This window comes from Corynebacterium genitalium ATCC 33030 (assembly GCF_000143825.1).
GTDB classification, from domain to species: Bacteria; Actinomycetota; Actinomycetes; order Mycobacteriales; family Mycobacteriaceae; genus Corynebacterium; species Corynebacterium genitalium.
In genome coordinates this window covers 1,742,188-1,768,600 of record NZ_CM000961.1, presented here as the reverse complement: position 1 = coordinate 1,768,600, position 26,413 = coordinate 1,742,188, and the positions used below count along the sequence as shown (strand labels likewise).

Genomic DNA, 26,413 nt, shown 5'->3' with positions numbered 1-26,413 from the left:
CCCATGGTCTCCCAGCTGAGATCGCAGATCGAGTCCATCATCCTGGTCGTGGAGACTCCAGCCACAGCAGAGGATTTGGCTGGTGCGCTGTCTGTCCCGGTGAGCGATGTGCGGGGTGAGCTCGAGGCCTGGGCGGCAGAACTCAACGACCGCGGATCCGGTATGGACCTGCGGGAGACGTTGGAGGGGTGGCGGCTGTATACCCGTCCAGCTAACGCCGAGGTTGTTGAGGCATTCCTGCTCGACGGCACGCAGACGAAGCTCTCCCGCGCCGCCATGGAGACGCTCGCCGTTGTCGCTTACCGCCAGCCGGTCACACGAGCACAGGTGGCAGCAATCCGCGGTGTGAATGTGGACGGTGTCATGCGCACCCTGACGCTGCGCGGGCTGATCGCCGAGGTTGATCCAGATGAATCCTCAGGTGCTCACCGCTACATCACCACGGAGCTTTTCCTCGAGCAGATCGGAATAGACTCGCTGGACCGCCTGCCCGATCTTGCGCCGTTGCTGCCGGATGTGGACGCGATCGAAGAGTCTTGGTAATGGCCCTAACACACTGGTAGCTTGGGAAACCATGACTCCTCCCGCTCGCCGAGAAGGCACACCGGACAAGTTCTATCTCTCCAACGCGAAGCCCGCCAAGCACCAGAACGTCAGCTTGAGCAAGCGCCGCGAGGCCGCTGAGAAAGAACCCCACCCACTCGAAGACAACTGGTGGGACCATCGCGACGACCCAGTTGCCCCCGAAGGCAAAGCCATCAGCGACGATGCAGAAACCGCGGCACAGAAAAAGCGTGGCGACGGCATCCGTCTGCAAAAGGTCCTCGCCCAGGCTGGTGTGGCGTCCCGCCGCCACTCCGAGGTGATGATCGATGAGGGCCGCGTCGAAGTCAACGGCAAGATCGTGCGCCAGCAGGGTGTGCGCGTTGACCCGAACGTGGACATCATTCGCGTCGACGGCGTGCGCGTGAACGTCAATGAGGACCAGCAGTACTTCGCGCTGAATAAGCCGCGCGGCGTGCACACGACCATGGAAGACGAGCTGGGCCGCCCGTGCGTGGGTGATTTCGTCGCGGACCGCGTTGCGGCAGGCCAGCGTCTTTTCCACGTCGGCCGCCTTGACGCTGACACGGAGGGCTTGTTGCTGCTCACCAACGACGGTGAGCTGTCCAACCGCCTCATGCACCCGAAGTACGGCGTGGAGAAGACCTACCTGGCCACAGTTCTCGGCGAGGCCAAGCCCGCGCTTGTGCGCGAGCTCAAGAAGGGCATTGAGCTTGAGGATGGGGTGGCGAAGGCTGACTACGCTCAGATCGTCGATACGCACCAGGGCCAGTCGCTGATCCGCCTGGTCATTCACGAAGGCCGCAAGCACGTCGTGCGCCGCATGCTCAAGGAGGCCGGCTACCCGGTCCAGCGACTGGTGCGCACGAAGATTCACACGGTGCAGCTTGGCGAGCTCAAGCCCGGCGCGATGCGCGCCCTCAACGATTCCGAGCTGACTGCGCTGTACAAGGCGGTGGAGATGTAATGAGCCAGATTTCCAATATGCCCAACGGGGGCCTCATTCTCGCTGTCGATGGCCCTTCCGGTACCGGCAAATCCACGACGTGCCGCACGTTGGCGAAGCAGCTCGACGCGAAGTACGTCGATACAGGCGCGATGTACCGAGTGGCGACGCTCGCTGTCTTGCGCGCTGGTGTCGATCCCTCCGATACAGATGCGGTCATCGAAGCCACGCGCGATCTTCCGTTGGAGGTCAGCGACGATCCGGATTCCACCGAGGTGCTTTTCGACGGTGAAAACGTCGCCCGCGAGATCCGCGAACGCGAGGTCACGCAAAACGTTTCTGCTGTGTCCGCCATTCCTGAAGTGCGCGTCAACCTCGTCGAGCTGCAGCGCAAGCTGGCGCATGACGCGCACCGCGCCATTGTTGAAGGCCGCGATATTGGCACCGTCGTGCTTGTCGACGCCCCAGCCAAAGCCTTCCTTACCGCCTCACCCGAGGTGCGGGCCACACGGCGCTACAACCAGGACGCCGCAGCCGGCCGCGATGTGGATTACGACACCGTTTTAGCCGATGTGATCCGCCGTGACGAGCTCGACTCTTCCCGCGCGACGAGTCCGCTGCGCCCCGCTGAGGATGCAGCCGTGATCGACACCTCTGAGATGGGCAAGGACGACGTGCTGAACAGCCTGATCGGGCTGATCGAAAGGAGCGCACAGTGACGCATCCACACGATGAAGACGAAATCGAGTTCTTCGAGGGTGATTTCGACGAGGGTGATTTCGATGAGTCGGAGTTCGGTGAAGCTGATTACGGAGAGTCTGAGTCCGATTCCGACTTTTCTGACGATGACCTGACCGAAGAAGATTGGGCGGAAGTAGAGGAAGCCTTCGGTGTCACCGCCGATGGCCACCTCGAAGAAGCCTTGCCTACGGTGGCTATTGTCGGCCGGCCAAACGTGGGCAAGTCCACGTTGGTCAACCGGTTCCTTGGGCGCCGTGAAGCTGTCGTGGAGGATCACCCTGGTGTGACCCGTGACCGCGTGAGCTACCTGTCGGACTGGAACGGACAGCGCTTCTGGGTGCAGGACACCGGTGGCTGGGATCCGGACGCGAAGGGCATTCACGCCTCCATCGCGCACCAGTCGGAAGCGGCGATGGCTGATGCTGACATCATTGTCATGGTCGTCGACTCCCATGTCGGTGTCACCGAATCCGACGCTGTCATGGCGAACAACCTGCAGCGCTCCGAGGTCCCTGTGATCCTTGTGGCGAATAAGTTCGAGTCCGAGTCCCAGTGGGCGGATGTCGCCGAGTTCTATTCGCTAGGTCTTGGTGACCCGTGGCCCGTATCGGCGTTGCACGGCCGCGGGGGTGCCGACGTTCTCGATGAGATCGTGAAGTCGTTCCCAGAGGAGCCCAAGTCGGCGAACTCGGTCACGGAAGGACCGCGCAGGGTTGCGCTCGTCGGAAAGCCGAACGTCGGCAAGTCTTCGCTGCTGAACAAGCTGTCGCGGGCGGACCGTGCGGTCGTCGATAATGTCGCTGGCACGACCGTTGACCCCGTCGACGAGCTCATTCAACTTGACCAGAAGCTGTGGCGTTTCATCGACACCGCTGGTCTGCGCAAGAAGGTCAAGAACGCCGAGGGGCACGAGTATTACGCGTCGCTGCGCACACGAGGCACGATCGATGCCGCCGAAGTGTGCGTTGTGCTTATCGACGCCTCCCAGGAGATCACCGAGCAGGACCAACGCGTCATCAGCATGGTGCTCGACGCCGGTAAAGCAATGGTCATCGCGTTCAATAAGTGGGACTTGATGGACGAGGACCGTCGGTACTACTTCGACCGCGAATTCGACATGCAGCTGGACCACCTGCCGTGGGTGTCCAAGATCAACATTTCTGCGGAGACGGGCCGTGGGCTGCACCGCCTGGAGAAGGAAATGACCACGGCGCTGGAGAACTGGGATAAGCGCATCTCCACCGGCCAGTTGAACAACTGGATGCGGGACGCGATTGCCGCGAACCCGCCGCCGATGAAGAACAACCGCCTGCCCAAGGTGCTCTTCGCCACCATGGTGTCTACGCGCCCGCCGACCATCGTTCTGTTCACCACTGGCTTCCTCGACGGCGGGTACCGCCGATACCTCGAGCGAAAGTTCCGTGAACAATTCGGCTATCACGGCACCCCGGTGCGCATTGCCGTCCGCGTGCGTGAACGCAAGCCCCGTAAATAAGGAGACGCCATGACCGGACAGTCACGCCGTATCACCCGCACCGTCACAGTCGATGGGGTCGACCACACCTACCAGTGCTCTGTTCCGGTCACCTTAGAGGGGGACAAGTTACCGGTCATTCTGGCGATTCACGGTAAGGGTGACAACGGGCATGACTTCCTCGTGGGCACGGGACTCGGTGCCGCCAAAGCGATTGTCGCTGCGCCGACCGGGCGTGGTCTGGCGTGGAGCCCCGCGCCCTACGCCGTGACGACGGTCGAGGAAGACACCGCACTAATTCACGCCATCCGTGACGACATCATCGCCACCTACTCCGTCGACCCGGAGCGGGTGTATCTGGCCGGGTTTTCCAATGGCGGAGGGTTTGTCGCCGTGCTTGCCGTGAATGATCCGTCAGCCTATGCCGGTGTCGCGACCGTCTCAGGGGCGATTCGTGTGGATATGGATCTGCTGGAGCAGGGCACTCCGATCGACTACCTGAACATTCACGGCACCTGGGACGACGTTGTTCCCTACATGGGCCAAGACCGTGGAGTTCTGGGCACCATCATGCCGGCTCCCGACGTGGTCGCCGCCTTTGAACGCCGAAATGGCGATACTGCTCGCACAGTGCACATCCCAGTGGAGGGCATGAGCCACGAATGGCCCTCAGGGATATGGGCCAGGGGCCGGGGCATCGACGTGACCGATGAGATCCTCGGCTTCTTCGATATCGAGAAGTTGGCGGAGCAGGAGTAAACGGTGCGACGCGCAGTCCGATCGACCGCGTTAGGCGTCTTCGCCGCCGTTTTGCTCGCATCCTGCGCTGGTCCGGAAAGCTCCCCGCCAGAGACGAGTAGTGCCTCGGTGCCAGCGGAGGTCTCGCAACGCACCGTCAACGCCGCAGGACGGGAGCGGACCTATACGGTCTCCACCCCGCACGATGCGGACGAGCCTTTACCGGTCATCATTGCTTTTCACGGGCGTGGTGGCACCGGTGAGAGTTTTCTCACGGGCACAGGGTTGGACGACGCACCAGCAATCGTGGCTGCACCTGACGGTGTTGGTGGCGCATGGGCCCCGGCACCCTATGCCGACACCACACTGAAGGACGAAACCGCATTCATTGAAGCGATCGTCGCCGACGTGAAAGCCACCTTTCCGGCTGAAAATTCGCAGGTCTATCTCGTGGGGTTCTCCAACGGTGGGGGACTGGCCACCGCTGCCGCGGCAGCTCACCCTGACCGCTATGCGGGCGTAGCCACAGTGGCTGCAGCCGTGCGCACAGATCCGGCACAGTTCACCACAGGTGAAGCTATCGACTACCTGAACATCCACGGCACCTCCGACATCAGGGTTCCCTACGACGGCGAACTTCGCGGCACTAGTGACCGCATTTACGGCGCCGATGACGTCGTGGCGGCCTTCCGCAAACGCAATGGCGATGCAGGCCGAGTCGAGCACCTTGCCGTTGACGGCATGGGGCATGGGTGGCCGGCGGGATCTGGGGCCGACAGCGTGGACGTCACCGAGGAAATTCTTTCCTTCTTTGGTCTGAGTGCTCTCCCGTAACTGTTCAACTTTTCGCCGAAAAGGCGGCGCATCATTCTTCCGCTGTGGAAAAGGGGTAGCCAGCAGGGCGGAAGAAGGCGTGGATGTCGTACTCCTCGTCGCAGTAGCTGTGCGGGTCGTCGGGATCGAAGTCTGCATCGCGGCCCGTGCCGTCGTAGGTGTTGAAGAATTGGTTGTCGGGGACTACGAGCTCATCGTCTGGCACGGCCTTTGGCGGGAGCGGGTGGTAGTGGAAGATTTCGTCGAATTCTTCCTCGAGGTCCTGCAGATCAGCCTTGCACTGTTTGTAGAGGTCCCAGGCAGCTGTTTGCTCCTCCGGAATGTACGGATCGTAGGCTTGTGCGGTGGTCTCGTAGGCGTCGAGAACTGCGTGACTTTTCGCCAGAAAGTGCTCGGTTTGCTGTCTGAGGCGCTCGACATCGTCAACACTGCGCCGCCACCTGGGCGCTGTGGGGGTGGTGTAGGCGGCGAGCAAGCCATTGGGATCGGTCCAGTAGTAGGTGCCGTCTTCGAGAAGCCACACGATTGATCCTGTCACCGGGTCGGGGACATAGAATGCGCGGCGATCGGTTTTCAGGTTGTGGTGGTGCTGGCATAGGCAGAACAGATTGTCGGCCGTGGTCATGCCACCTTCGTCGTAAGGCTGGCGGTGATCGAGCTGGCAAGCCTGTGCCGGGCGTGTGCAACCCGGGTACACGCACGTGCCGTCCCGGCCGCGGACGTAGGCGGCGACATCAGCTGGCGCGTCGTGCCCAGCGACGACCTTCTTCGACGCGACGTCTAGGTCCACCTCGGTCGTGCCGTAGGTGGCGGCGAAGTGGTGCAGCAAGGCTGTGGAGTTCGGCCCGGTGTGCCCGAACCCGGGAATGAACGCCGCGGCCTCTTGGTCGACCTCACCGTCAGCATTTTTGGGGGCGTAGGCGTAGATCGTCGCCATCGCAGCCGGAGTGACGTCACCGGTGGCAAGCTTGACCAACGCGTTGGCCTGCGTGGTTCCAAGTTCGCGCGCGGTCGCCTCAATGCTTGCTCGCATGGCTGCAATAGTGGCGTTGTCAGCGTTCAGGGTCATCCATGCTGTATCAGCGCCCGCAGCGCCAGGGCCGAAGTCGAGATCATTCGTGCTGGGAGGACCCTTCTTACGCTTCTTCCGCCGCTCAGGATCGAATGCGGCTGCGTTGTCGAACTCCGCGATCATCTTGTTCAACCGCAAGCTGATCGTGTTGCTCGTGGGCAACGGTTGCCGGGTCCGGGTGGGGGTGAATATGTCCACCAGCACGTCATCGAAAGCTTCGTAGGCTTCGGCGGGTGCCTCGCAACCAAGGGCAGCGATTGCTCTTGCGATGGCGTCTAGTCTGTCGACGTCTAACCGCCAATGCTCTTTTTGGATCGCACGGAGACCCGGTAGCCGGCGCAGCGACTGGTAACCGTAAATGCCTTTCTCAACTTCGCCCTTGCGCAACCCGCTGCGTTGCGTCAAGCGGGTCACTTCCAGGTCGTAGTCGCGGGATCCCGCCAACACGTTCTCAGCGTCGGCGAATTCCATGAAGGCGTCGGCTTGACCTTGCCGGATGGACTTTCCGGCAGTTGCAGCGGGACAGTCCGGGTCTTCGGTGACGAAGAAAGGGGCCCGCTTACCCTTCTTCGCTTGCCTACAAGTGTCCATAGTGTCCCCCTCGACGTCGTCGGTTCCGTCCGGATAGCTATGGGAACATTCTTGCAAACCGATGTACCAACATAGCCAGAAACCGAACCCAAAATAGAACGCGCGTTCGAACGATGGACAGATCGCCCAGTGTCTGGCGAGGTCGTTCGAAAAGGCCGGGACGTCGTTAAGCTAGCGCCGCTCGTACACGAACGCGTCGGTGCGATAGGGGAGGGGAATGGGCTGACCTTTGTCGAACCCGAGGCGATCAAAGAGGTACCACCGGAGATTCTCGGTGACCTTCGCGCGCGTGGCCTCATTCGCCCGCAGCCAGTACGATCGCGTGCGTGCGAGTGCGAAGAGGTCGTCCGTGGTCACGGCTTCAAACCACTTCGTGCGCAGTTCGCGTGAAAGCGCCCATTGCTTAGCGACGTCGGGATAAAACCCTTCCCTCTGAACATCCCCCGAGTGACTGATCCGGGAGAGCCGCAGAACCCACGGATGCGACACGTCGAGAGTGTTCCAACACAGGAGCAGTTTGCCTCCAGGCGCGACGACACGGTGGGCCTCTGCGCTGGCCGCCGCGGTGTCGACCCAGTGCCAGGTTTGGGCACAAGTGATGGCGTCAACGGAGGCGTCAGTAAGCGGGAGTGCTTCACCGACTGCTCGGAGAGTTTTCACCTCGGGCATGCGAGAGCGCAACACCCTGAGCATGTCGTTGGAAGGATCAGCTGCGTAGATGGTGCGGCCAGGCTGCACCAGCAGCTCTGTGAGCTTGCCCGTCCCCGCGCCGAGATCGAGTACGCTGCCCGCCGTGCTTATGAGCTCGGGGATGGTAGTGGGGTAGGAGGGGCGTGTGGCGTCGTAAAGCTGCGCCCCGGACGCGAACGCTCTCGCTGTGTGTTGTCGCGATGCGGCGTCGCGGAACCCCGGCATATCTTTGGCGCTGGGTTTGAAGTTGCGTGGAGTGGGGCTGGCTTCCATTACGTGTCAACTTACCGGTCGACGCTTTGATTGCTAAGGTTGCCCACGAAAGCAGCGCCACGATTCCTAAGGATGCACCTTCACCGTGCGAAAACTCACACGATCAGCAGCGATAACCTGCTCTTTCCTGCTCTCTGCCGGGGCGCTTGCAGCATGCGGGGATGGCAATAAAGAGTCGATGCGCGCCGACAGCGTCGCCGAGGAAGTCACGCAGAAGGTTCGTGAGGAACTTGTGCAACCGGTGCGCGATTTCGAGGGTGAACCGTTCACTGAAACCCGGAAGATCAAAGCTGGTGGACTCGACCGGGAATTCATCCTCACCGTGCCGCCGGAAGTCGATGAGCGGTCTGATCTACCACTGATTTTCGCGTTTCATGGGTATACGAACAACGCGGAGGCAATGCGTCAGTTCACTCAGTTAGATAAAGCACATGCAGTGGTCGTGTACATGAACGGTGTGGGCAGCGCATGGGCGCCGGCGCCCTACGCGAAGACATCGGGGGAGCAGGATCTGGCGTACTTCGACGCGGTGCGGCAAGAGATGCTCGAGGAGTTCTCGATCGATCCCGCCAAAGTATTCGTCACCGGCCTGTCGAACGGCGGCGGGTTTGCCGCCTATGCCGCGTGCCACCGTTCCCATCAGATCACCGGCATTGCGACAGTGTCTGCCGCGTTCTACGACAAAGTCTTCGATGATTGTTCGCCAACCCCGGTCAAGCAGATCGACATGCACGGCACCAAAGACGGCATCATCGACTACTACGGGGGAGTGCGCCACAACGAGGCCATCCTCAGTATTCAAGACGTCATGGCTAACGCAGCTCGGCGAAACCACTGCGAACCCGAACCCGTCCGCGCAGAGATCCGCCGTCCCGGCGAAGAGCTCGTGTGGGAGGGCTGTGATGCGCAGCTGCGCCATTACCGCCTCGACGGCGGTAGGCACGTCTGGCCGGGCAGTAAGCAGGACGACAGCTTCGCCACCCAACCATCTGACGGATTCGGAACAGAGACGATTCTGGACTTCTTCGGTGTGGATTTCACCGGCGCGGTGGGGCCGAACCCGCAGTAACCGCACAATCAATTGCTCCGGCGGGTTTTTACCTATCCTGGTGTCCACGATCTCGAAAGTAAGGAGCAAATAGTGAACCGTGAACTTGTTTTCATCGTGTACGCCTCGGACATCGACGCATCGGTCGCTTTCTATAGTGACCTCCTGGGTCTTGAGACCGACTTTGTCACGCCCCGCTACGTCACCTTCGCGCTGGGTGAGGGGGTGTTCTTAGCGCTATGGTCGGGAAATGCCAACTCGCTGGAAGGTGCAGCGAATCGCACTTCGGAGGTATGCCTGAACGTGCCTGCCGAAGAGGTCACCACCACGTTCGAACAGTGGAAGAACAAAGGGGTAACGATCCTCCGCGAGCCCTATGAGGAAGTGTTCGGCACGACGTTTGTAATCGAAGACCCCGACGGGAATCTTATTCGCGTCGCGCCTATTGACTAGGTCTGCTGACGAGGCCAACAGCTGCAAAGAGTAAAGGCCTCGGACAACTCATCTTTCGACCCCTCAGCGGTGAGCCCGATCTAACCCCACTCCTGATTTTCGCGTGCCGGATGAAAGCCACCGCAACTCGACGAATAGCCTTTGTTTTACTGGCGAAAGTTTCACACTGCCTAAAAACGTTGCGCACTCAAAGAAGTCGGGATTACGCTCGGCCACACCCTAACCATGGAAAGGTTCCCCATGAAAGCACTGACCTGGCAAGGGAAACGCACCGTGAGTGTCGAGGACGTCCCCGACCCCAAGATCATCGAACCCACCGACGCCATCATCCGCGTCACCTCCACCGCCATCTGCGGCTCTGACCTCCACCTCTACGAGGTCCTTGGACCCTTCATGGACAAGGGCGACGTGATCGGGCACGAGCCGATGGGCATTGTCGAGGAGGTCGGCAGTGCTGTGACCAACCTCAAGCCCGGCGACCGCGTCGTGGTCCCCTTCACCGTCTCCTGCGGTCACTGCTTCATGTGCGAGCGCGGCTTTCAGTCTCAGTGTGAGACCACGCAGGTGAAGGAGTACGACAAGGGAGCTACCCTGTTCGGTTACTCGCGCCTCTACGGCTCGCTGCCCGGCGGCCAGGCCGAGTACCTGCGCGTCCCGCACGCCGACTACGGCCCCATCAAGGTCCCCAGCGTCGGCGAGGACGAGCGCTACCTCTTCCTTTCTGACGTTCTGCCGACCGCCTGGCAGGGCGTCAAGTACGCAGGTGTCCCTGACGGCGGCACCCTCGCTGTGCTCGGCCTCGGCCCGATCGGGCAGATGGCTACCCGTATCGGTGCGCACTTCGGCTACCGCGTCATCGGAGTCGACCCCGTCGCGGAGCGGCGCGCCATGGCGGCCCGGCACGGGATCGAGGTCATCGAGGACGGCGAGGATGTCGTCGAGAAGCTGCAAGAGCTTTGCGACGGCCGCGGGTCCGACTCCATCGTCGACGCCGTCGGCATGGAAGCCCACGGTTCTCCCGTCGGCGGCGTCTACGGCGGGATGAAGGACCCGATGCCGATGATGACGCTCTTTGACAAGCAGATCCAGATGCGGATGGGCCAGTGCAACGTGCGCAACTGGACCGATGACATCCTCCCGCTGGTCGACGACCCGTCCGACCCCCTCGGCGTGCTCGACCTGAAAACGCACACCGCGCCGCTTGACGACGCCCCTGCCATGTACGAGAAGTTCCAGAAGAAGGAGGACGGCTGCATCAAGGTCGTCCTCAAGCCGTAAGAACCCGTGAAAAGAATTGTCGGGCTGACAGTGTCTGAAGTCATGACATAGTTGACACGGCGTGCCTGGGACAGCATTCCTGATGGTTGACAGGTCAGTCGCGACATTGTTGACACTTAGGGGGTAGAAACAATCTGGGGTGATGGTTGACACCTCAGTCGCGACATCATTGACACCTCCCGCCACCCCCGCGTGTTTAGTGACGGTGCTGGTATCAGTCGGGACATCGTTGACAGATGAACAGCCCGAACCGAAATCTCGCCATCGTCAAAGCCGTCCGCGATCAAGGCGAACCAGTCACCAAAGTCGCCAAACGATTCGGCATCTCCCGCCAACGCATCTACAAGATCCTCTCCGAGTTCGACGCCGGAGGCGAACAAGCCATCGCCCCCAAATCGCGCGCGCCGCACACCCACCCCAATGCCGTGCCGGAGACCCTGCGCAACCACATCATCGACATGCGCAAAGAACTCACCAAAGCAGGTTTCGACGCAGGGCCCGACACCATCGCTTTCCACTTAGGACAACAAGGCCTGCGTGTGCCGTCAACATCGACGATCCGCCGGATCATCACTGAAGCCGGACTTGTTGCCCCGCAACCGCAAAAGAAACCACGCAGCTCCTACATCAGGTTTGAAGCGGCCATGCCCAACGAATGCTGGCAGGCCGACATCACCTACCTCTTCCTCATCGACGGCAGGCGCGTAGAAGTCCTCGACTTCATCGACGACCACTCCCGCTACCTGCTATCGATCACCGCCCGGCCAGCATTTACAGGGCCAGCTGTCGCAGCAGAACTACAGCGCCTCATCGACACCTACGGCCCACCGGCATCCACACTCACTGACAACGGGCTGGTGTTCACCGCCCGACTAGCCGGACGCAAAGGCGGCAGAAACGCATTCGAGAAAACACTTAACGACAACCGTATCCAGCAGAAAAACGGCCGGCCAGGCCACCCACAAACCCAAGGCAAAATCGAACGCTTCCACCAAACACTCAAACGCTGGATCAACGCACAACCACCAGCAGAAACCATCCCCCAACTACAACGGCAGCTCAACGAATTCACCGCCTACTACAACACCGAACGCCCCCACCGATCACTCGGACGCCGTACCCCACACCAGGCCTACACAACAGGACCTAAAGCTGAACCAACCTTCACCCCGAAAGAAGAATGGCGCACCCGCAACGACGTCGTCGCCGCCAGCGGCAAAGTCACCATCCGCTACGCCGGCAGGCTCTACAGCCTAGGAATCGGCCGAGCCCACAGCGGCGAAGAAGTCCTGATGATCATCACCGACAACCACATCACGACATCACTAAAAGAAACCGGCGAACCCATCACCGAGCACTACATCGACACATCCCGCAACTACCAAAAACCATACTGGCGAAAAGGCCAACCCCCACTGACCTGAAAACCACAACCGGCGCCTTGGAAAAAATAAACACCAAGACGCCGGTTTGTCCACCATGTCGCGACTCATCTGTCAACAATGTCGCGACTGATGACAATTGTCGGGCTGACAGGATTTGAACCTGCGACCCCTACACCCCCAGTGTAGTGCGCTGCCAAACTGCGCCACAGCCCGTTGCTCCCAAAGCATTCTTGGGGAACTTCGATAGATTACAGCACGGTCAGTTTAATCAGTAATCAGCAGGTCACGTAGAGTCGCACTATGGGTAAGTTTGACTGGTTCTGGAAAGCGATGGGCTCTACGTCTGAGCGCAACGACAAGAAGTCGAAAGGCATTGTCGCTACCGCGCACGAGCTCATGCCTGCGTACGAGGGGCGCAGTGATGCGGAGCTCGCCAAGGAGATCCGGGCAACCGTTGTGGACGGGCAGATTCAGAAGAAGCCAGAGTTTCTCGCCATTCTTTCTGTGGCCTCAGCCCGCACGTTGGGGATGACGCCGTTCAACGTGCAGAATCAAGCGGTACTGCGTCTGCTCGAAGGCGACGTGATTCAGATGGCCACCGGTGAAGGCAAGACGCTCGTGGGTGCGATGGCTGCCACGGGCTTCGCACTCACTGGCAAGCGTGTGCACGTCATCACCGTGAACAACTACCTCGCGCAGCGTGACGCGGAGTGGATGCGCCCGCTCGTCGAATTCTTCGGGCTCAAGGTGGGCTTTGTCACCGAATCGAGCGAGCGCGAAGACCGGGTTGAATCGTACAGGGCGGACGTAGTCTACGCGCCAGTTGCGGAAATCGGATTTGACCACCTGCGCGACAACCAAATCACGAGTCGCGGCCAGACTGTTCAGGCGCGAGCTGACGTTGCGCTTGTCGACGAAGCAGACAGCGTGCTTGTCGACGAAGCCTTAGTCCCGCTCGTCCTCGCCGGTTCCAAGCCAGGAGAGCAGGCTACCGGGCAGATCACGGAAGCTGTTTCCCATTTGAGGGAGGGGATCGACTACACGATCGATGCGGATCGCCGCAATGTGTTCCTGACCGACGACGGCGCCGCCAAGGTGGAGAAGTCTCTCGGTATTGACTCGCTGTATTCGGATGGGAACATCGGCACGATTCTCGTCCGCGTCAACCTCGCATTGCACGCGAAAGCGCTGCTCATCCGCGATGTCCACTACATCGTTCAGGACGGCAAGATCGACCTAGTGGATGCCTCCCGTGGTCGCGTCGCTGAGCTACAACGCTGGCCCGACGGTTTGCAGGCGGCTGTCGAAGCGAAGGAAGGACTCGATGTCAGTGAGGGCGGCCGCATCCTCGACTCCATCACGCTCCAGGCACTGATGCGCCGTTACCCGCTCGTGTGCGGGATGACAGGTACTGCGGTGGAGGCGACGGATCAACTGCGCCAGTTCTACGATCTGCGCGTCTCGGTCATCGAGCGGGCTAAGCCCCTGCAACGTTTCGACGAGCAGGATCGCGTCTACGTCACCATGGATGAGAAGTTCAAAGCCATCGTCGCCGAGATTGCCCACCTTCATGAAACGGGGCAGCCAGTGCTCGTCGGCACGCACGACGTGGCTGAGTCTGAGGCTCTTGCTGACGCTTTGATGCAGCGCGGCATCGAGGTCAACGTGCTCAACGCCAAGAACGATGCGGAGGAGGCGCGCATCGTGGCAGAAGCGGGCGATCTGGGCCGCGTCACGGTGTCGACGCAGATGGCCGGACGAGGTACCGACATTCGCCTGGGCGGCGCTGACGAGGCCGACCACGACGCCGTTGCGGAACTCGGTGGACTAGCGGTGATCGGTACGGCCCGCCACCGCACAGCGCGCCTGGACAATCAGCTCCGTGGCCGCGCGGGACGCCAGGGCGATCCTGGCTTGAGTTTGTTCTTCGTGTCCCTCGAAGATGACATCGTGGCCGCGGGTGGAGCGGACGAGAAGATCTCTGCGCAGCCCGATGCCGATGGCCGGGTGGACGCAAAACGCATCCACGACTTCGTGGCTCACTGCCAGCGTGTCACTGAAGGCCAACTGCTGGAAATCCACGCGCAGACGTGGAAGTACAACCAGCTCCTTGCAGATCACCGGGCTATTATCGACGAGCGCCGCGGCATCCTCTTGGACACCGACCGTGCATGGGTCGAACTGTCGCAGCGTGCGCCGGAGAAGGCTGCGGAGGTCGAGGCTGCGGGCGTCGATAAGCATGTGCGTGAACAGGCCGCGCGCGAGATCATGCTTTTCCACCTCGACGACGAATGGTCCGAGCATCTGGCCCATATGGACGATGTCCGCGAGTCCATCCACCTGCGGGCCATCGCGCGCGAAACCCCGCTGACCGAGTATCACCGAATTGCCGTGCGGGAGTTCAAGGAGCTGGCACAACGCGCTGTCGATCGTGCCGTTGACACCTTTGAGCAGGTGCTTATCGACGACCGCGGCGCCCACCTCGCTAACGCCGGCTGGAAGCGCCCGAGCGCAACGTGGACCTACATGGTGTCCGACAACCCGCTCGCCGGGGGAGGAAATTCGGTCATCTCTGGGATAGCCAGCATGTTCCGGTAGGTTAGAGCGCGAACCGCCCACGATCGCAGCGCGGTCGACGAAGTTGTCGGTATGATGGGCGTGAAGTTGAATAACGATTGACATCCGTCGAAAGCGTCAGGAGAAGACATGAGCGAGAACACCGGTACGCCGGAGGCACAGGTAGAAACCACTTCGGTATTCCGTGCCGATCTTCTGAAGGAGATGGAGACGGGAGCTACCGCCTCTGACAACGTCGGTGGCGTGGAGGGCCTGCCGGAAGGCGCAGCCCTCCTCGTTGTGAAGCGTGGCCCGAACGCAGGTGCCCGCTTCCTGCTGGACCGTGACACCACCACCGCAGGCCGCCACCCCGAGGCAGACATCTTCCTCGATGACGTGACTGTGTCCCGCCGTCACGCTGAGTTCCGCCGCAATTCCGGCGAGTTCGAGGTCGTCGACGTCGGATCCCTCAACGGCACCTACGTTAACCGCGAGCCGCGCAACTCCCAGGCGCTGTCTACCGGCGACGAAATTCAGATCGGCAAGTTCCGCCTCGTTTTCATCTCTGAATCTGAGTAATCCTTCTGCACAGTGACCGCGATCCGGAAAACCCAACAACAGGCACCCCAACAGGCAAAGAAGACGGGGAACAAGACCATGTCCATCGGCGTGGTCATCCAACGCCTGCGCGAAGAATTTCCGGATGTCACTGTGTCGAAGATCCGGTTCCTCGAAGCGGAGGGGCTGATCAGCCCGGAGCGCACAGAGTCGGGGTACCGGCGCTTCACTGAGGCTGATATTGATCGCCTGCGCTACATCTTGGTGACGCAGCGGGATAACTACCTGCCGCTCAAAGTCATTCGCGAGCAGCTTGAAGCCATGGATTCCGGAGACGTCGTCGTGGTCTCTGAGCAGGTCATTTCCTCGGAGAGCATCGGCGCGGCGAAGGCGACGCGCCTGACAGACAAAGACGTGGCCGTGCAGGCTCAGTGCGAGCAGCCCTTCGTAACGAAGTGCATCAATGCTGGATTGATTGTCCCGGACTCGAGTGGGTTGTTCTCCGCCGATGACGTACGGATCGTCAGCACGGCGGCTTCGTTGGCTGAATTCGGTCTTGATGGACGCCACCTGAAAGCCCTTCGTAACGCTGCAGGCAGGCAAGCGGACATGGTGGCAAAGGTCGTTGACCCTGTTGCGAAGTCGGGTAAAGCCTCCGCAAAGCAGGAAGCTGACGAGCTCGGGCAGCAGGTGGCCTCGCTTGTGGTGTCTTTGAACTCTGCCTTGGTGAAGAACGAGCTGCGCCGCGGGCTAGGGGCGTAGGCCTATGACCTCTGTTCCCGTCACATTTTGTGGGGTCTTTCCCGTCGGGCCGGAAAGCTTCCTGTGTGCACTGCTCCTATGGGAGGAGCGTCGCCGTTTCGTCCCGGTGTGGTTGCCGCCCGTCGGTGGGGCGCAGCTCATTGGACGCATCGGTGACTGGGAGCCGACGCGCCCCGACACGCATGATCTGCTGCTCGATCTCATCGAGCAGTCCACTGCCGGCATCGCTGCTATTGAGCTGACTAACTATCACAATGGCGTGTTCATGGCGCAGATCACGATGGAGGACGGTGCCGAGTTCGATTGCCGCCCGACGGACGCGTTCGTCCTGTCCGTCATGCTGGACATGCCGATTGAGGTTGATGAAACTGTCTTGTCGCAGTCGTCATTGTGGCTGTCAGCGGAGGATGCGCTGGATTACTTCGACATTGAAGTCGATGACGAAGCGGTACCAGCCGGATCTGATTCTGCCTCTGGTGATGCCAAGGCAGACGCTGATTTTCAGCAACTGATGCGCGATCTCGGCGTATCAGAGCAGGACCTCGGATTCGAAGGATCCGAGGTTAAAGATGTGACTGAAGATGACAGTGGGGAAGAGTAGCTCTAAAGTTAAAGTTGAGCTTGAAGTTACGGCGTGTCGGTGTCCCTGGTCTTGACCGCAGCTTAAGCTTGGCTTTAAATAACTAGTGCGCCCTTCTCTAAACATCATGGGAGTAATTACGTGAGTATCTTCGACAGTCACGATGACATCGACGCCCCTGTCCAGGAAAGCCTGTTTGACCTCGGGCCGTCGGATGAGGTTGGCTACCGCGTGCCCATCGCATGCCAGGTTGCCGGCATCACGTACCGCCAGCTGGACTACTGGGCGCGCACCGATCTGGTGAACCCCTCCATCCGAAACGCCACAGGCTCCGGCTCGCAGCGTCTCTACTCCTTCACTGACATCCTCGTCCTGAAGATCGTCAAGGGCCTGCTGGACACCGGCATCTCCCTGCAGAACATTCGCCTCGCCGTGGACAACCTGCGTGATCGCGGCATCAACGAGATCTCCGAGATCACCCTCGTTTCCGACGGTACCACCGTCTACGAGTGCCGCAGCAACGACGAGATCATCGACCTGCTCGGCGGTGGCCAGGGCGTGTTCGCCATCGCTGTTCCGCAGATCGTCAAGGAGCTCACCGGCACCATCTCGGCGTTCCCCTCCGAGCGGATCGGCGGCGACGCTGTCGCAGAAGAATCCGACAACGTCGTCGCACTCGATGAACTGGCTGCCCGCCGGGAGCGTCGCAGCTCCTAGGGTCAACCGAAGATACGTCAAACCCTGCTGGATAATCTCCAGCAGGGTTTTCCTTTTACGTAGGGAGTTTTAGAGTCCTACTGCCTCGCGGATAGCGGAATCGACTGGGGAAGAGAGGTCAGTGGAGGAGGTTGCTGCGTCGATAAGCACCTGGTCTTTTGGCGCGGCACCAACGTGAACGACAGACAGTTCAACTCCAGCTGCACGAGCGTGTGCGATAGCCGGTGTCACGTCAGCGTCGTCGACAGTGCCTGAGGTAATCAACATCACTCGGATGGGAGTTTCAACAGACTCTGCATACTTCAGCGCGGCTGCGACGGCTTCACGGGTGCGGGGGGCACCGGCATTGATGAAGCCTTGTGCGGCGGCACCGATCTGCGCGCCATCGTTGGTGAACTCCACGTTGCGGCGGAAGCTCTGGGTGACGCCGGGGTTGAGCGGCGAGGAGTAGTTCCACAGCGCAACTTGGCGCCCAGCGTCCGTAAGTGAAGTAGCCACCGCTCCAATGCTTTGGGCCACCGGTTCCGCAAAGTGTGCCATTTGATCCGAGGTGTCCAGCAGGAACAGGGTGTCAATCGGTTCACCGATCTCCGTCTGCGCTGGTTCGTGCTCCTGCGCCGCTGTGGAGATGCGTTCTCCACCGTTGGGGCGGGCAGCGGCCCAGACCGACTCAGCGACGACCGGGAGCTGGGAGTCGTTGCCGTACTGTTCACTCGCGAAGTCTGCGAATGCTTGAGCCGCTCGAGTTTGGTCCTCTGTGACGGCGTCCGTCGTATTCAGCGGGATGGCAGAGTAGACGACAGAGGTATCGGCTAACGGGCTGAATGTGAATCCGTCGGGGACGTTGGATTCATCGCTGGCAACGAAGCGGGTGGAGTTCGCGGTGTCGGATGCGGCGGTGCCCACACGCTGTTCGGTCAGGGCGGCAACGGCGGCGTTATCGTTGTCAGCTACAGCGGAGGCGACAACTGCAGATGCTTCGGGCTGTTCATCGGTGGGGAAGTCCACCTGTTTGATGTCCACTGTGGCCGGGTCGATCTCATTAGGCCCGGCAAGTCCGACGACCGACGAATACACGGAGGCGGGCTCGTTGGTCGTGGCACTGCGTTGTGCATGCGCGATCTCCTGGTGGGAGATCGGTGTGTTAGGCGCAATGTATACAGCGGCCTCGCTCAGGTTGTCCACGTAGACAGGCTGAACACAATAATCGCGGACCACAGGCTGGGAGTTGGCGTAGGCGTTGATCACCTCGCGGGCCACGCCTTCCGACGACGCAGCGACGGGCAGGGCTAACTCACCGGACACGCACTCGGGCGCGGCTTGGTTCCCGCCCGCTTTGCCACGATGCGTTCCCCACACCACCCCCGCAGCCGCAACCGCAAGCATCATGAGGGCGAGCAATACGAGGAACGCAATTGCGCCCTTGGACAGGGCGTAGTTGTTCTTGCCGTTGGAATGCCGAGCCATGGTCTGCCTTTCGCAATAGTTACGATAGACAGCTTATCGGGTAAATGCAGCGTCAAGAAGTTGAAGCAGCTGATTTCGCAAAGGTTCCGCTCGCGCAGAGAACGCGCGCTGCTTTGCTACGTACTCAGCTTTGCCCTCCGGCGTCTCAATCGGGACCACCCCGAAGCCGAGCGTGCGGCAGTCATACGGGGAGGCCTCCATGTCCAGCAGTCGAATATCCATCGCCAGCTCCAGGCAGTCCAGCATGAGGTCACCGGGCACAAGCGGGCCCATCTTGGTCGCCCATTTGTACAGGTCCATGCCCACGTGAAGGCATCCGCACTGGTCATTCGCGGGGCGGGTGGCAGAGTCAAGCACGGTCAGATTGAGCGGTTTCGCGGGTGGAGTGAAAAAGCGGTACGCGTCAAAGTGCGTGCACTTCAGATCGTGCTGCTTGACCACGTCATCTGTGCCCCGTTGCCCCAACCGCAACGGAACGTCGTGACGGGGTCGCCCGGTGTTGTAGACCATGGCCCATTCGTGCAAACCGAAGCAGTCGAACTGCGGGCGGTTGTGATCAATAGCGCGCAACAGAACCCGAATATTTTCCATATCGGACCGCCGGCGGGCGAGGAACGATTCGACGTCGAGGGTGACTGTTCCGTCAGGGCCGCGCTGGTAATCGCGCCATGAAGTGTGAGGGGCATCGGACGCGTCGAGAAGCTTCGTGCCAAGGCCCGGGTGCCAGCGCGTGAGGTGCGTGGGGCGAACAGGGTAGTAGTCGAAGAGGAAATCCCAGATCGGATGCTTCTCACCACGGCTGCGCCGCGCTATGTGCGGATCGACCCACTGTCGGGCACGCTTCTCGTGGGTTTCAGCGAGTTCGCTCCACTCCTCACGCGCGAGCGAGATCATTGCTCATGGGTCCAGTCGGTCACGGTGCCCACGTACTCCTCGATCAGGTCCTCAAGCGCGAGAACACCCACTAGCTCACCGTTGTCGCGGACCTGGGCCATGTGAGCGGAGCGACGGTGCATTGCGGTCAACGCGTCGTCGAGGCTGCCGGAGCCGTCGACAATGCTCAAGCGACGGACGCGGTTGTACGGGATGACCGGGCTCTCCATCTCCGAGTCGAGGAGGTCGAGGACGTCCTTGACGTGGATGTACCCGAGCAGTGCGCCATCGGTGCCCTCCACCGGGAAACGCGAGTATCCGGTCTCACGGACAGCGTTTTCAAGGACGCGCAGAGGAATCCCTTGCCGGGAGTAGGGGATGGTCACCAGCTTGTCGATGGGGATCATCACCTCCTGCAGGCTGCGCGACTCGGACGACAGGGCAGAGGCAAGGCGGGTGGTCTCCTCTTCGTCCAGAAGCCCTTCCTGCCGGGACTCCCAGATCATGTTGGCCAGCTGCTCCTGGTCCACTGTGGCGTCGAGTTCGTCGCGCTGCTCAATGCCGAAGAGGTAGAGCGTCCAGCGGGCGATCTCGTTCAACGCGAAGATCAAGGGCCGGGTCAGCTTCACCCAGACATTCATCACCGGTGTCAGCCACACAGCGAGCGTTTCAGGCCCGGCGATCGCGATGTTCTTCGGGATCATCTCGCCGAAGATGATGTGGAGGATCGTGATGATGAGCAGGGCGATGACGAACGAGATCGGGTGCAGGAGGTTCTCCGGCACTCCGATGCTGGTGAAAGGATCCTCCAAAAAATGCGCGATGGCAGGTTCGGCGACCTTACCCAGAATGAGCGAGGCGAAAGTGATGCCGAACTGAGCGCCGGCCAAGTACAGCGACAGATGCTCCGTGGCTTCCAAAGCGCGCCGTGCGCTGGTCTTGCCCTGCGCGATCATGGATTCGAGGCGATCGCGTCTCGACGAGACGAGCGCGAACTCCGTGGCCACGAAGAAGGCATTGGCAGCTAGCAGGGCGATGATGAGGATGGTGGCAGTCCAGATGCTCATGACTGGTACCTCCCGATATCATCGGAGGAGATTGGCGTCAGAATGGCTTTGTCCAGTCGACGGCCCTCCATGATGGACACACGAGCCAGCCAACGGCCAGCGTTCGCTTCCTCGAGCTCCTCCGAAAGATCTTGGGCAGGGTGGGGGAGAACCACAGTATCGCCGACAGAGGGGACTTGGCCGAGCGAGGCCATGATCAACCCTCCAAGAGTTTCATACGGCCCGTCAGGGGCGGTGTAACTGATCCGCTCCGACAGTTCGTCGAGGCGTACAAGGCCGGAGACTTCCCACGACTTTCCGAAGCGCTGGAAGTCGCGCTCGGACTCGCGGTCGTCGTACTCGTCGTAGACTTCGCCGAGGATTTCTTCGACGACGTCTTCAATGGTGACCAAGCCCTGGGTGCCGCCGTACTCGTCCGCAACGAGCACAACCTGTGAACCGGCGGAACGCACTTGATCGAGAACAGCATCTCCGTCGAGTGTGCCGGGGACGTAGCTGACCGGCTTGGCTAGATCGCCTAGCCGCGTCGTGGCGCGTTGGTCCCGGGCGACCGAGAACGCGTCTTTGATGTGAACCAGTCCCACGGTGTCATCCAGGTCACCGTTGCGGACAGGGAAGCGGGAGTGGCCGGATTCCATCGCCAACGCGATCAGGTCATTTACCGTATCCGAGACATCGAGGGACTTGACCGTCGACCGCGGCGTCATGACCTCTTCCGCGGTGGTCTCACCGAACTGAAGGGAGCGGTCGATCATGCGGGCGGTCTGCTCATCGAGTCCACCCGCTTCTGCGGAGCTGCGGACCATAGCGCCCAACTCAGGACCTGAGCGGGCGGAGGCGAGCTCATCTGCCGGCTCAATCCCGAGCTTGCGCACGAACCAGTTTGCCGATGCATTCATCGCCTTAATGAACCACTTGAACACCGTGTTGAAGGCATTGACGGGCGGCACGACGAAACGGGCCGTGGCCAACGGCTCAGTAATCGCGATGTTCTTCGGTACCAGCTCGCCGAACACCATGGACAGTGTCGTTGCCACGACGAGGGCGAGGATGAGGGCGACGGCGCTCGAGGCGGACTCACTGAGCCCAACGAGCTCGAGCGCGGGGCCGAAGAAGCGAGCCAGCACCGGCTCTGCAAGAAAACCAGTCGCAAGAGTAGTCAGCGTGATGCCCAGCTGCGCCCCCGAGAGGACGAAAGAGAGGTTGCTGTGGTCGCGTTGAACGGCCAGAGCGGTCTTATCTCCCTTCTCCTGCACATGGTTGTCCACGGTTGAGCGCTCCATGCCGGTGAGCGCGAATTCGATGGCGACAAACAGACCGGTTGAGGCCGTGAGCAGCACAAAACCCAAAAGGGCGAGTAGAGAGATGAGAAGATCCATAGGTGGTGTTGTTAGCGCCGTTTCCCGCGGGAGCGCTTGGTTGTCTGCGGTTGGCCGGGCGGCGGTAGCGGGCGGCCGTGGGGCTCCTGCGCGCCCGTAATCTTAACTAACTCGTCGGACATCGGGGTAACGCGGACCTTTTGCGCGTCCACGCCCGCTTTGCGGAGCAGTTGATCGACTTCTTTGCGCTGTTCGTCCATGACCAAGGTCACCACAGTGCCAGACGTGCCTGCGCGGGCGGTGCGCCCGGCACGGTGCAGGTAGGACTTGTGCTCGGCCGGGGGATCGATGTGGACGACCAAGGACACGTCGCTGATGTCTATACCGCGTGCAGCGATATCGGTTGCGACCAAAACAGGAACAGACCCGTCTGTGAATCCTTCGATAGCCCGGGTGCGTGCGCCCTGGCCCTTGTCACCGTGGAGCGGCTGAGCCTCAATGCCGACGCGACGGAGCTTCTTCACCTGCCGGTCCACGCCATGCTTCGTGCGCATGAACATGATGGTCTTGCCCTCGCGCGCGGCGATGAGCGGCACGATCTCGTTCCTGGACTCTCGGCTGCCCACCAGCAGCTGGTAGTGCTGCATCGTGTCCACGGCAGCCTGGGCAGGGGCCGTCGAGTGCGTCACAGGATCCGTCAGGTACCGCTGCACAAGCTTTTCCACGTCACCGTCCAGCGTCGCCGAAAACAGTAGGCGCTGGCCGTTTTCAGGTGTGGCGTCGACAAGCTTGCGGACCTGGGGGAGAAAGCCCATGTCGGCCATCTGGTCAGCCTCGTCAATCGCTGTGACGGCGACGGAATCGAAGCTGAGCTTGCCCTGGTTGATCAGGTCCTGGGCGCGTCCGGGCGTAGCGACGAGCAGGTCCACTGGCGCTGCGAGCGAACGAATGTGGTTGTTGATGTTCACCCCGCCCACAACCTCGAGCACACGCAGACCAGCGGCAGCAGCAGGATCGTCGAGTCGCTGGCGGATCTGCGCTGCGAGCTCACGGGTGGGGGCGAGGACGAGGCCGCGCGGGTGGCCGGGTTTGGACGGGGAACCGGCGAGCAGCGCCAGCATCGGTAGCCCGAAGGCAAAAGTCTTACCCGAGCCCGTCGGCCCGCGCCCAAGCACATCCCGTCCGTCGAGAACAGCGGGGATCGCCGCTTCCTGGATTGGGAAGGGTTCCTCGATTCCTTGTTTCGTGAGAACGTTGACGATGGGGCGGGGCAGGCCGAGATCAGAGAATGTGGGCATCGGATGAAGTGTACAGCCCTACCGGGCTAGTACGTGATTTCCTCACGCTCACCGGACCACGTGGTGTGGTAGGTGCCCTCCATGTCCACGCGCTTGTAGGTGTGGGCGCCGAAGAAATCGCGCTGGCCCTGGATGAGAGCAGCCGGTAGGCGCTCCGCGCGCAGCGAGTCGTAGTAGGACAGGCTTGAGGCGAACACCGGGATCGGCAGACCCAACTGGGTGGCAATGATGACCACACGACGCCAGGAATCGACAAGGCCCTTCTCCAGCTCAGACTTGAAGTAAGGGTCGAGCAAAAGCGACGGCAGCTGCGGGTCGTTGTTGTACGCCTCGGTGATGCGGTTGAGGAACTTCGCGCGGATAATGCAGCCACCGCGCCAGATCGTCGCGAGGTCTTGCGGCTTAATGCCCCAGCCGTACTCCTGGGAGCCGGCGTTGATCTCGTCGAAGCCCTGCGCGTAGGCCACAAGCTTGGAGGCGTACAGGGCGCGGCGGACATCTTCAACGAACTGCTGCTTATCGACGCCGAGCGTCTCCAGCAACGTGACCTCACCCGACGGCAAACCCGTGTCCTGGACGGCCTGGCGCTGCGCCAGCGCCGAGGACAGGGCGCGGGCGAAGACGGCCTCCCCAATCCCCGTTGTGGGCACGCCAAGGTCGAGTGCTTCCTTCACAGTCCAGCGGCCGGTGCCTTTCTGGCCAGCGGCGTCGACAATGACGTCCACCAGCGGCTTGCCCGTCCTCGCATCGACCTGGCGCAGCACCTCTGCAGAGATCTCGATGAGGTACGAGTCCAGATCACCCTGGTTCCACTCGGCGAAGATGTCTGCCATCTCAGCCGGCTCGATGCCCGCCGCGTAACGCAGCAGGTGGTAAGCCTCGCCGATGACCTGCATGTCGGCATACTCGATGCCGTTGTGGACCATCTTCACAAAGTGACCAGCACCGTCAGGGCCGATGTGAGTCACGCACGGCACGCCATCGACTTCAGCAGCGATGGATTCCAGCAGAGGACCGAGGGTCTCCCACGACTCTTTCGGGCCACCCGGCATGATCGACGGCCCCTTCAAGGCGCCCTCCTCGCCACCGGAGATGCCCGCGCCGACGAAGTGGCGGCCCTTCGCTGCGACCTCTTTCTCGCGGCGGATGGTGTCGGTGAACAGAGCGTTTCCGCCGTCGATAATGATGTCGCCCTCGTCCATGGCCTCGACGAGCTGATCGATCACTGCATCGGTGCCGGCACCGGCCTGCACCATGATGACTGCCTTGCGCGGGCGTTCCAAAGACGCAACGAAGTCCTCAATGGACTCCGAAGGGATGAAGTTGCCTTCGTGGCCGTGCTGCTCCATGACGGCGCGGGTCTTCTCGGGGGAGCGGTTGTAGATAGCTACCGTGTGGCCGCGGGAGGCGAAGTTGCGGGCCAAGTTGGAGCCCATCACAGCCATGCCCACGACGCCGATCTGCGCAAGATTCTCGTTAGTCATGCCCAAAGCATACGCAGGCCAGTCGGTCCTACGCAGGCGATGGGCCATATAAGAACCCTTTAAATACAAACAGATCTATAACCGCGCACGCGATCTAGTTTCGTTGGTAAAATCTCTGGCCATGGAGATGGATTTCAGCAAACTCATGGAACTACGCGACCGTCAGCTCACCGACGACGAACTGGCGTACCTGAACGCTCACCACGTCGAATTCGACAGCTTCATCGGGCTGCACTTCACCGCTTTCGGCCCGGAGAAGATCACCGCGACGGTGGAAGCGGACCCGCGCCACCACCAACCCGCCGGCCAGGTCAACGGTGGGGTGTTCTGCGCCATCGGAGAGAGCATGGGCTCTTACGCTGGGTACGCCGCCGCGGGCGCGCCCGTTGTGGGCATGAACAACAACACGGATCTGATCCGCAGCGTCACTTCCGGCACGATTGAGGCTGAAGCATCGCCCGTCCACCTGGGCCGGCGCACCCAGATCTGGCGCATCGAGATGAAGCAGGGGGGCAAGATCGTCGCGATTACCACCCTGCGCACCATGGTGATGGCCTAACAGCTGGGTTAGAGCCAGTTGTTCCGGCGGAACCACCAGTACATGGCCACGATGGAGCCGAACATCACCACTAAGACAACCGGATACGCATAGCGCCACGACAGCTCTGGCATGTACTCGAAGTTCATGCCGTAGATTCCGGCGATCATCGTCGGAAGGGCCGCCATTCCCACCACGGCTGAGATCGTGCGCATGTCGGAGTTCTGCTGCATGCTCACCTTGGCCACGGACGCGTCGAGAAGCGAGGAAAGCCGCTCATCGAATCCGTTGACGTTGTCGGTGACAATCATCGCGTTGTCCTGCACGTCACGCAGGTAAGAGCGGATCTGCTTGCTCAACAGGTCCTTGTGCAGGTTCAGTCCTGTCTTCAACGCGGGACCCAGCGGGTCAATCGCGTGGCGCATCTCCAAGATCTCACGCTTGTAGGAGTAGATCTTGTCGATGTTGATCTGCCGGCGCGGAGTGAAGACTTCGTTCTCCAGCTCATCGACGTCTTCGCGGAGGAAGGTCGTGATCATGGCGTAGTTCTCTACGACGTGGTCTGCGACCTTCCAGGCGACGGCAGCGGGTCCCAGCGCGGAAATCTCCGGGTCTTCGACAAGCTCCTGAGTGAGGTTCGGAAGCTCCGCGTTGTGGCGGATTGTGATCACGAAGTTCTCGCCGATGAGCATCTGCACTTCACCGGTCGAGATGATCTCGCGCAGGTCAGTGACCTCTTCGTCGTCGCGGTACTCAATCGTGCGGATGACCAGAAACAGCTGATTGTTGTAGCGTTCCACCTTCGGGCGTTGATGGGCGCTCACGGCATCTTCCACAATGAGATCGTGAATGCCGAACTCTTCGGCGACCTTCTCCATCTGCTCCACGTTGGGCTCGCGGAGGGACAACCACACGTAGCCGCTCTCAGCTTCATTCACTTTCTTGAGAGCGGTGGAGTAGTGGCAGCTGCCAGGTTCAAGTTGACCATCCACAATCACGCGGCAGAAGTCGATCGAACGTTCCACCGGGACAGGGATAGGTTTCTGGGTCGCCTTTTCTGTCTGCTTCGACTTTCCCAGGGAAAGCGGGTTCTTCGGTACCAAGGCA

The 26,413-nt window shown here is 61.0% G+C and carries 25 protein-coding genes and 1 tRNA gene; 16 read left to right on the top strand and 10 right to left on the bottom strand.

Annotated features, from left to right (window positions below; translation table 11 throughout):
* Nucleotides 1–3 precede the first annotated feature (3 nt).
* The 6 genes from scpB to HMPREF0291_RS08335 are packed head-to-tail and all read left to right on the top strand — an operon-like array spanning nt 4 to nt 5,297.
* Entirely contained in the window at nt 4–543 is a 540-nt protein-coding gene (gene scpB / locus HMPREF0291_RS08360) for an SMC-Scp complex subunit ScpB (RefSeq protein WP_050748812.1), read from the top strand.
* A gap of 31 nt (nt 544–574) precedes the next feature.
* Nucleotides 575–1,531 (top strand): pseudouridine synthase, encoded by a 957-nt coding sequence (locus tag HMPREF0291_RS08355; protein ID WP_005290231.1) that lies wholly within the window; start codon nt 575–577, stop codon nt 1,529–1,531.
* On the top strand, nt 1,531–2,229 hold the full coding sequence (gene cmk, locus HMPREF0291_RS08350; protein ID WP_005290229.1) for a (d)CMP kinase: 699 nt from the start codon (nt 1,531–1,533) through the stop codon (nt 2,227–2,229). Before HMPREF0291_RS08355 ends, cmk begins: the two co-directional genes overlap by 1 nt.
* A complete protein-coding gene (gene der, locus HMPREF0291_RS08345; RefSeq protein ID WP_005290225.1) occupies nt 2,226–3,746 on the top strand; it encodes a ribosome biogenesis GTPase Der in 1,521 nt (506 codons plus the stop codon). The genes cmk and der overlap by 4 nt, the downstream gene beginning before the upstream one ends.
* A 9-nt stretch (nt 3,747–3,755) precedes the next feature.
* Nucleotides 3,756–4,484, top strand: a complete 729-nt coding sequence (locus HMPREF0291_RS08340; RefSeq protein ID WP_005290224.1) for a CE1 family esterase — start codon at nt 3,756–3,758, stop codon at nt 4,482–4,484.
* A 3-nt stretch (nt 4,485–4,487) separates the two neighbouring features.
* A complete protein-coding gene (locus HMPREF0291_RS08335; RefSeq protein WP_083770297.1) occupies nt 4,488–5,297 on the top strand; it encodes a CE1 family esterase in 810 nt (269 codons plus the stop codon).
* Nucleotides 5,298–5,328: 31 nt separating this feature from the next.
* On the opposite strand, the gene HMPREF0291_RS08330 is transcribed toward HMPREF0291_RS08335, so the two are convergent.
* Together HMPREF0291_RS08330 and HMPREF0291_RS08325 are read right to left on the bottom strand one after the other, a co-directional pair.
* Nucleotides 5,329–6,960 (bottom strand): HNH endonuclease signature motif containing protein, encoded by a 1,632-nt coding sequence (locus tag HMPREF0291_RS08330; RefSeq protein WP_005290221.1) that lies wholly within the window; start codon nt 6,958–6,960, stop codon nt 5,329–5,331.
* Between the two features lie 171 nt (nt 6,961–7,131).
* Nucleotides 7,132–7,923, bottom strand: a complete 792-nt coding sequence (locus HMPREF0291_RS08325; protein WP_005290219.1) for a class I SAM-dependent methyltransferase — start codon at nt 7,921–7,923, stop codon at nt 7,132–7,134.
* 178 nt (nt 7,924–8,101) lie between these two features.
* Between HMPREF0291_RS08325 and HMPREF0291_RS08320 the strand changes: the two genes are divergently transcribed.
* The 4 genes from HMPREF0291_RS08320 (at nt 8,102) to HMPREF0291_RS08305 (ending at nt 12,126) form a co-directional block, all read left to right on the top strand.
* On the top strand, nt 8,102–8,992 hold the full coding sequence (locus HMPREF0291_RS08320) for a CE1 family esterase (protein ID WP_005290218.1): 891 nt from the start codon (nt 8,102–8,104) through the stop codon (nt 8,990–8,992).
* Between the two features lie 72 nt (nt 8,993–9,064).
* Nucleotides 9,065–9,424 carry a VOC family protein gene (locus tag HMPREF0291_RS08315; RefSeq protein WP_040423721.1) on the top strand — a complete coding sequence of 120 codons (360 nt, stop codon included), beginning with the start codon at nt 9,065–9,067 and terminating at the stop codon, nt 9,422–9,424.
* Nucleotides 9,425–9,664: 240 nt separating this feature from the next.
* Nucleotides 9,665–10,702 (top strand): alcohol dehydrogenase catalytic domain-containing protein, encoded by a 1,038-nt coding sequence (locus tag HMPREF0291_RS08310; RefSeq protein ID WP_040423719.1) that lies wholly within the window; start codon nt 9,665–9,667, stop codon nt 10,700–10,702.
* Between the two features lie 236 nt (nt 10,703–10,938).
* Entirely contained in the window at nt 10,939–12,126 is a 1,188-nt protein-coding gene (locus HMPREF0291_RS08305) for an IS481 family transposase (RefSeq protein ID WP_005287373.1), read from the top strand.
* A gap of 100 nt (nt 12,127–12,226) precedes the next feature.
* On the opposite strand, the gene HMPREF0291_RS08300 is transcribed toward HMPREF0291_RS08305, so the two are convergent.
* Nucleotides 12,227–12,300 (bottom strand) — tRNA-Pro (locus HMPREF0291_RS08300).
* Nucleotides 12,301–12,387: 87 nt separating this feature from the next.
* Between HMPREF0291_RS08300 and secA2 the strand changes: the two genes are divergently transcribed.
* From secA2 to HMPREF0291_RS08275, 5 genes are all read left to right on the top strand, one after another.
* Nucleotides 12,388–14,685 carry an accessory Sec system translocase SecA2 gene (gene secA2, locus HMPREF0291_RS08295; RefSeq protein ID WP_005290213.1) on the top strand — a complete coding sequence of 766 codons (2,298 nt, stop codon included), beginning with the start codon at nt 12,388–12,390 and terminating at the stop codon, nt 14,683–14,685.
* A gap of 108 nt (nt 14,686–14,793) precedes the next feature.
* The gene (gene odhI / locus HMPREF0291_RS11840; RefSeq protein WP_005290211.1) at nt 14,794–15,222 is read left to right on the top strand and encodes an oxoglutarate dehydrogenase inhibitor Odhl; all 429 of its coding nucleotides are present in this window, start codon (nt 14,794–14,796) and stop codon (nt 15,220–15,222) included.
* A 12-nt stretch (nt 15,223–15,234) separates the two neighbouring features.
* The gene (gene ftsR, locus HMPREF0291_RS11835) at nt 15,235–15,963 is read left to right on the top strand and encodes a transcriptional regulator FtsR (protein WP_005290209.1); all 729 of its coding nucleotides are present in this window, start codon (nt 15,235–15,237) and stop codon (nt 15,961–15,963) included.
* A gap of 4 nt (nt 15,964–15,967) precedes the next feature.
* Complete coding sequence (locus HMPREF0291_RS08280) at nt 15,968–16,564, top strand: bifunctional nuclease family protein (RefSeq protein WP_005290208.1); 597 nt, start codon at nt 15,968–15,970, stop codon at nt 16,562–16,564.
* Nucleotides 16,565–16,684: 120 nt separating this feature from the next.
* A complete protein-coding gene (locus HMPREF0291_RS08275) occupies nt 16,685–17,260 on the top strand; it encodes a MerR family transcriptional regulator (RefSeq protein ID WP_005290205.1) in 576 nt (191 codons plus the stop codon).
* Nucleotides 17,261–17,329: 69 nt separating this feature from the next.
* Here HMPREF0291_RS08275 and HMPREF0291_RS08270 read toward each other — a convergent pair whose 3' ends face one another.
* From HMPREF0291_RS08270 to gndA, 6 genes are read right to left on the bottom strand one after another with little or no spacing between them, the layout of a single operon-like run.
* A complete protein-coding gene (locus HMPREF0291_RS08270) occupies nt 17,330–18,727 on the bottom strand; it encodes a vWA domain-containing protein (RefSeq protein ID WP_005290204.1) in 1,398 nt (465 codons plus the stop codon).
* 33 nt (nt 18,728–18,760) lie between these two features.
* Nucleotides 18,761–19,621, bottom strand: a complete 861-nt coding sequence (locus tag HMPREF0291_RS08265) for a hypothetical protein (protein WP_005290202.1) — start codon at nt 19,619–19,621, stop codon at nt 18,761–18,763.
* The gene (locus HMPREF0291_RS08260; protein WP_005290200.1) at nt 19,618–20,667 is read right to left on the bottom strand and encodes a hemolysin family protein; all 1,050 of its coding nucleotides are present in this window, start codon (nt 20,665–20,667) and stop codon (nt 19,618–19,620) included. The genes HMPREF0291_RS08265 and HMPREF0291_RS08260 overlap by 4 nt, the downstream gene beginning before the upstream one ends.
* Nucleotides 20,664–22,046 (bottom strand): hemolysin family protein, encoded by a 1,383-nt coding sequence (locus tag HMPREF0291_RS08255; protein WP_005290198.1) that lies wholly within the window; start codon nt 22,044–22,046, stop codon nt 20,664–20,666. Before HMPREF0291_RS08255 ends, HMPREF0291_RS08260 begins: the two co-directional genes overlap by 4 nt.
* Nucleotides 22,047–22,057: 11 nt before the next feature.
* A complete protein-coding gene (locus HMPREF0291_RS08250) occupies nt 22,058–23,284 on the bottom strand; it encodes a DEAD/DEAH box helicase (RefSeq protein ID WP_005290196.1) in 1,227 nt (408 codons plus the stop codon).
* A gap of 26 nt (nt 23,285–23,310) precedes the next feature.
* Entirely contained in the window at nt 23,311–24,768 is a 1,458-nt protein-coding gene (gene gndA / locus HMPREF0291_RS08245) for an NADP-dependent phosphogluconate dehydrogenase (protein WP_005290194.1), read from the bottom strand.
* Nucleotides 24,769–24,889: 121 nt separating this feature from the next.
* On the opposite strand from gndA, the gene HMPREF0291_RS08240 reads away from it, so the two are divergent.
* Entirely contained in the window at nt 24,890–25,327 is a 438-nt protein-coding gene (locus HMPREF0291_RS08240; protein WP_005290191.1) for a PaaI family thioesterase, read from the top strand.
* A gap of 8 nt (nt 25,328–25,335) precedes the next feature.
* On the opposite strand, the gene HMPREF0291_RS08235 is transcribed toward HMPREF0291_RS08240, so the two are convergent.
* The gene (locus tag HMPREF0291_RS08235; RefSeq protein WP_005290189.1) at nt 25,336–26,409 is read right to left on the bottom strand and encodes a magnesium and cobalt transport protein CorA; all 1,074 of its coding nucleotides are present in this window, start codon (nt 26,407–26,409) and stop codon (nt 25,336–25,338) included.
* Nucleotides 26,410–26,413: the final 4 nt, after the last annotated feature.

Coding starts and splice junctions, on each gene's coding strand:
- HMPREF0291_RS08330 (WP_005290221.1), bottom strand. CDS start 6,960: ATGGACACTTGTAGGCAAGCGAAGAAGGGTAAGCGGGCCCCTTTCTTC.
- cmk (WP_005290229.1), top strand. CDS start 1,531: ATGAGCCAGATTTCCAATATGCCCAACGGGGGCCTCATTCTCGCTGTC.
- HMPREF0291_RS08270 (WP_005290204.1), bottom strand. CDS start 18,727: ATGGCTCGGCATTCCAACGGCAAGAACAACTACGCCCTGTCCAAGGGC.
- HMPREF0291_RS08310 (WP_040423719.1), top strand. CDS start 9,665: ATGAAAGCACTGACCTGGCAAGGGAAACGCACCGTGAGTGTCGAGGAC.
- HMPREF0291_RS08260 (WP_005290200.1), bottom strand. CDS start 20,667: ATGAGCATCTGGACTGCCACCATCCTCATCATCGCCCTGCTAGCTGCC.
- HMPREF0291_RS08255 (WP_005290198.1), bottom strand. CDS start 22,046: ATGGATCTTCTCATCTCTCTACTCGCCCTTTTGGGTTTTGTGCTGCTC.
- HMPREF0291_RS08325 (WP_005290219.1), bottom strand. CDS start 7,923: ATGGAAGCCAGCCCCACTCCACGCAACTTCAAACCCAGCGCCAAAGAT.
- secA2 (WP_005290213.1), top strand. CDS start 12,388: ATGGGTAAGTTTGACTGGTTCTGGAAAGCGATGGGCTCTACGTCTGAG.
- HMPREF0291_RS08280 (WP_005290208.1), top strand. CDS start 15,968: ATGACCTCTGTTCCCGTCACATTTTGTGGGGTCTTTCCCGTCGGGCCG.
- odhI (WP_005290211.1), top strand. CDS start 14,794: ATGAGCGAGAACACCGGTACGCCGGAGGCACAGGTAGAAACCACTTCG.
- HMPREF0291_RS08355 (WP_005290231.1), top strand. CDS start 575: ATGACTCCTCCCGCTCGCCGAGAAGGCACACCGGACAAGTTCTATCTC.
- HMPREF0291_RS08265 (WP_005290202.1), bottom strand. CDS start 19,621: ATGATCTCGCTCGCGCGTGAGGAGTGGAGCGAACTCGCTGAAACCCAC.
- HMPREF0291_RS08240 (WP_005290191.1), top strand. CDS start 24,890: ATGGAGATGGATTTCAGCAAACTCATGGAACTACGCGACCGTCAGCTC.
- HMPREF0291_RS08305 (WP_005287373.1), top strand. CDS start 10,939: ATGAACAGCCCGAACCGAAATCTCGCCATCGTCAAAGCCGTCCGCGAT.
- scpB (WP_050748812.1), top strand. CDS start 4: ATGGTCTCCCAGCTGAGATCGCAGATCGAGTCCATCATCCTGGTCGTG.
- HMPREF0291_RS08320 (WP_005290218.1), top strand. CDS start 8,102: ATGCGCGCCGACAGCGTCGCCGAGGAAGTCACGCAGAAGGTTCGTGAG.
- gndA (WP_005290194.1), bottom strand. CDS start 24,768: ATGACTAACGAGAATCTTGCGCAGATCGGCGTCGTGGGCATGGCTGTG.
- HMPREF0291_RS08340 (WP_005290224.1), top strand. CDS start 3,756: ATGACCGGACAGTCACGCCGTATCACCCGCACCGTCACAGTCGATGGG.
- HMPREF0291_RS08250 (WP_005290196.1), bottom strand. CDS start 23,284: ATGCCCACATTCTCTGATCTCGGCCTGCCCCGCCCCATCGTCAACGTT.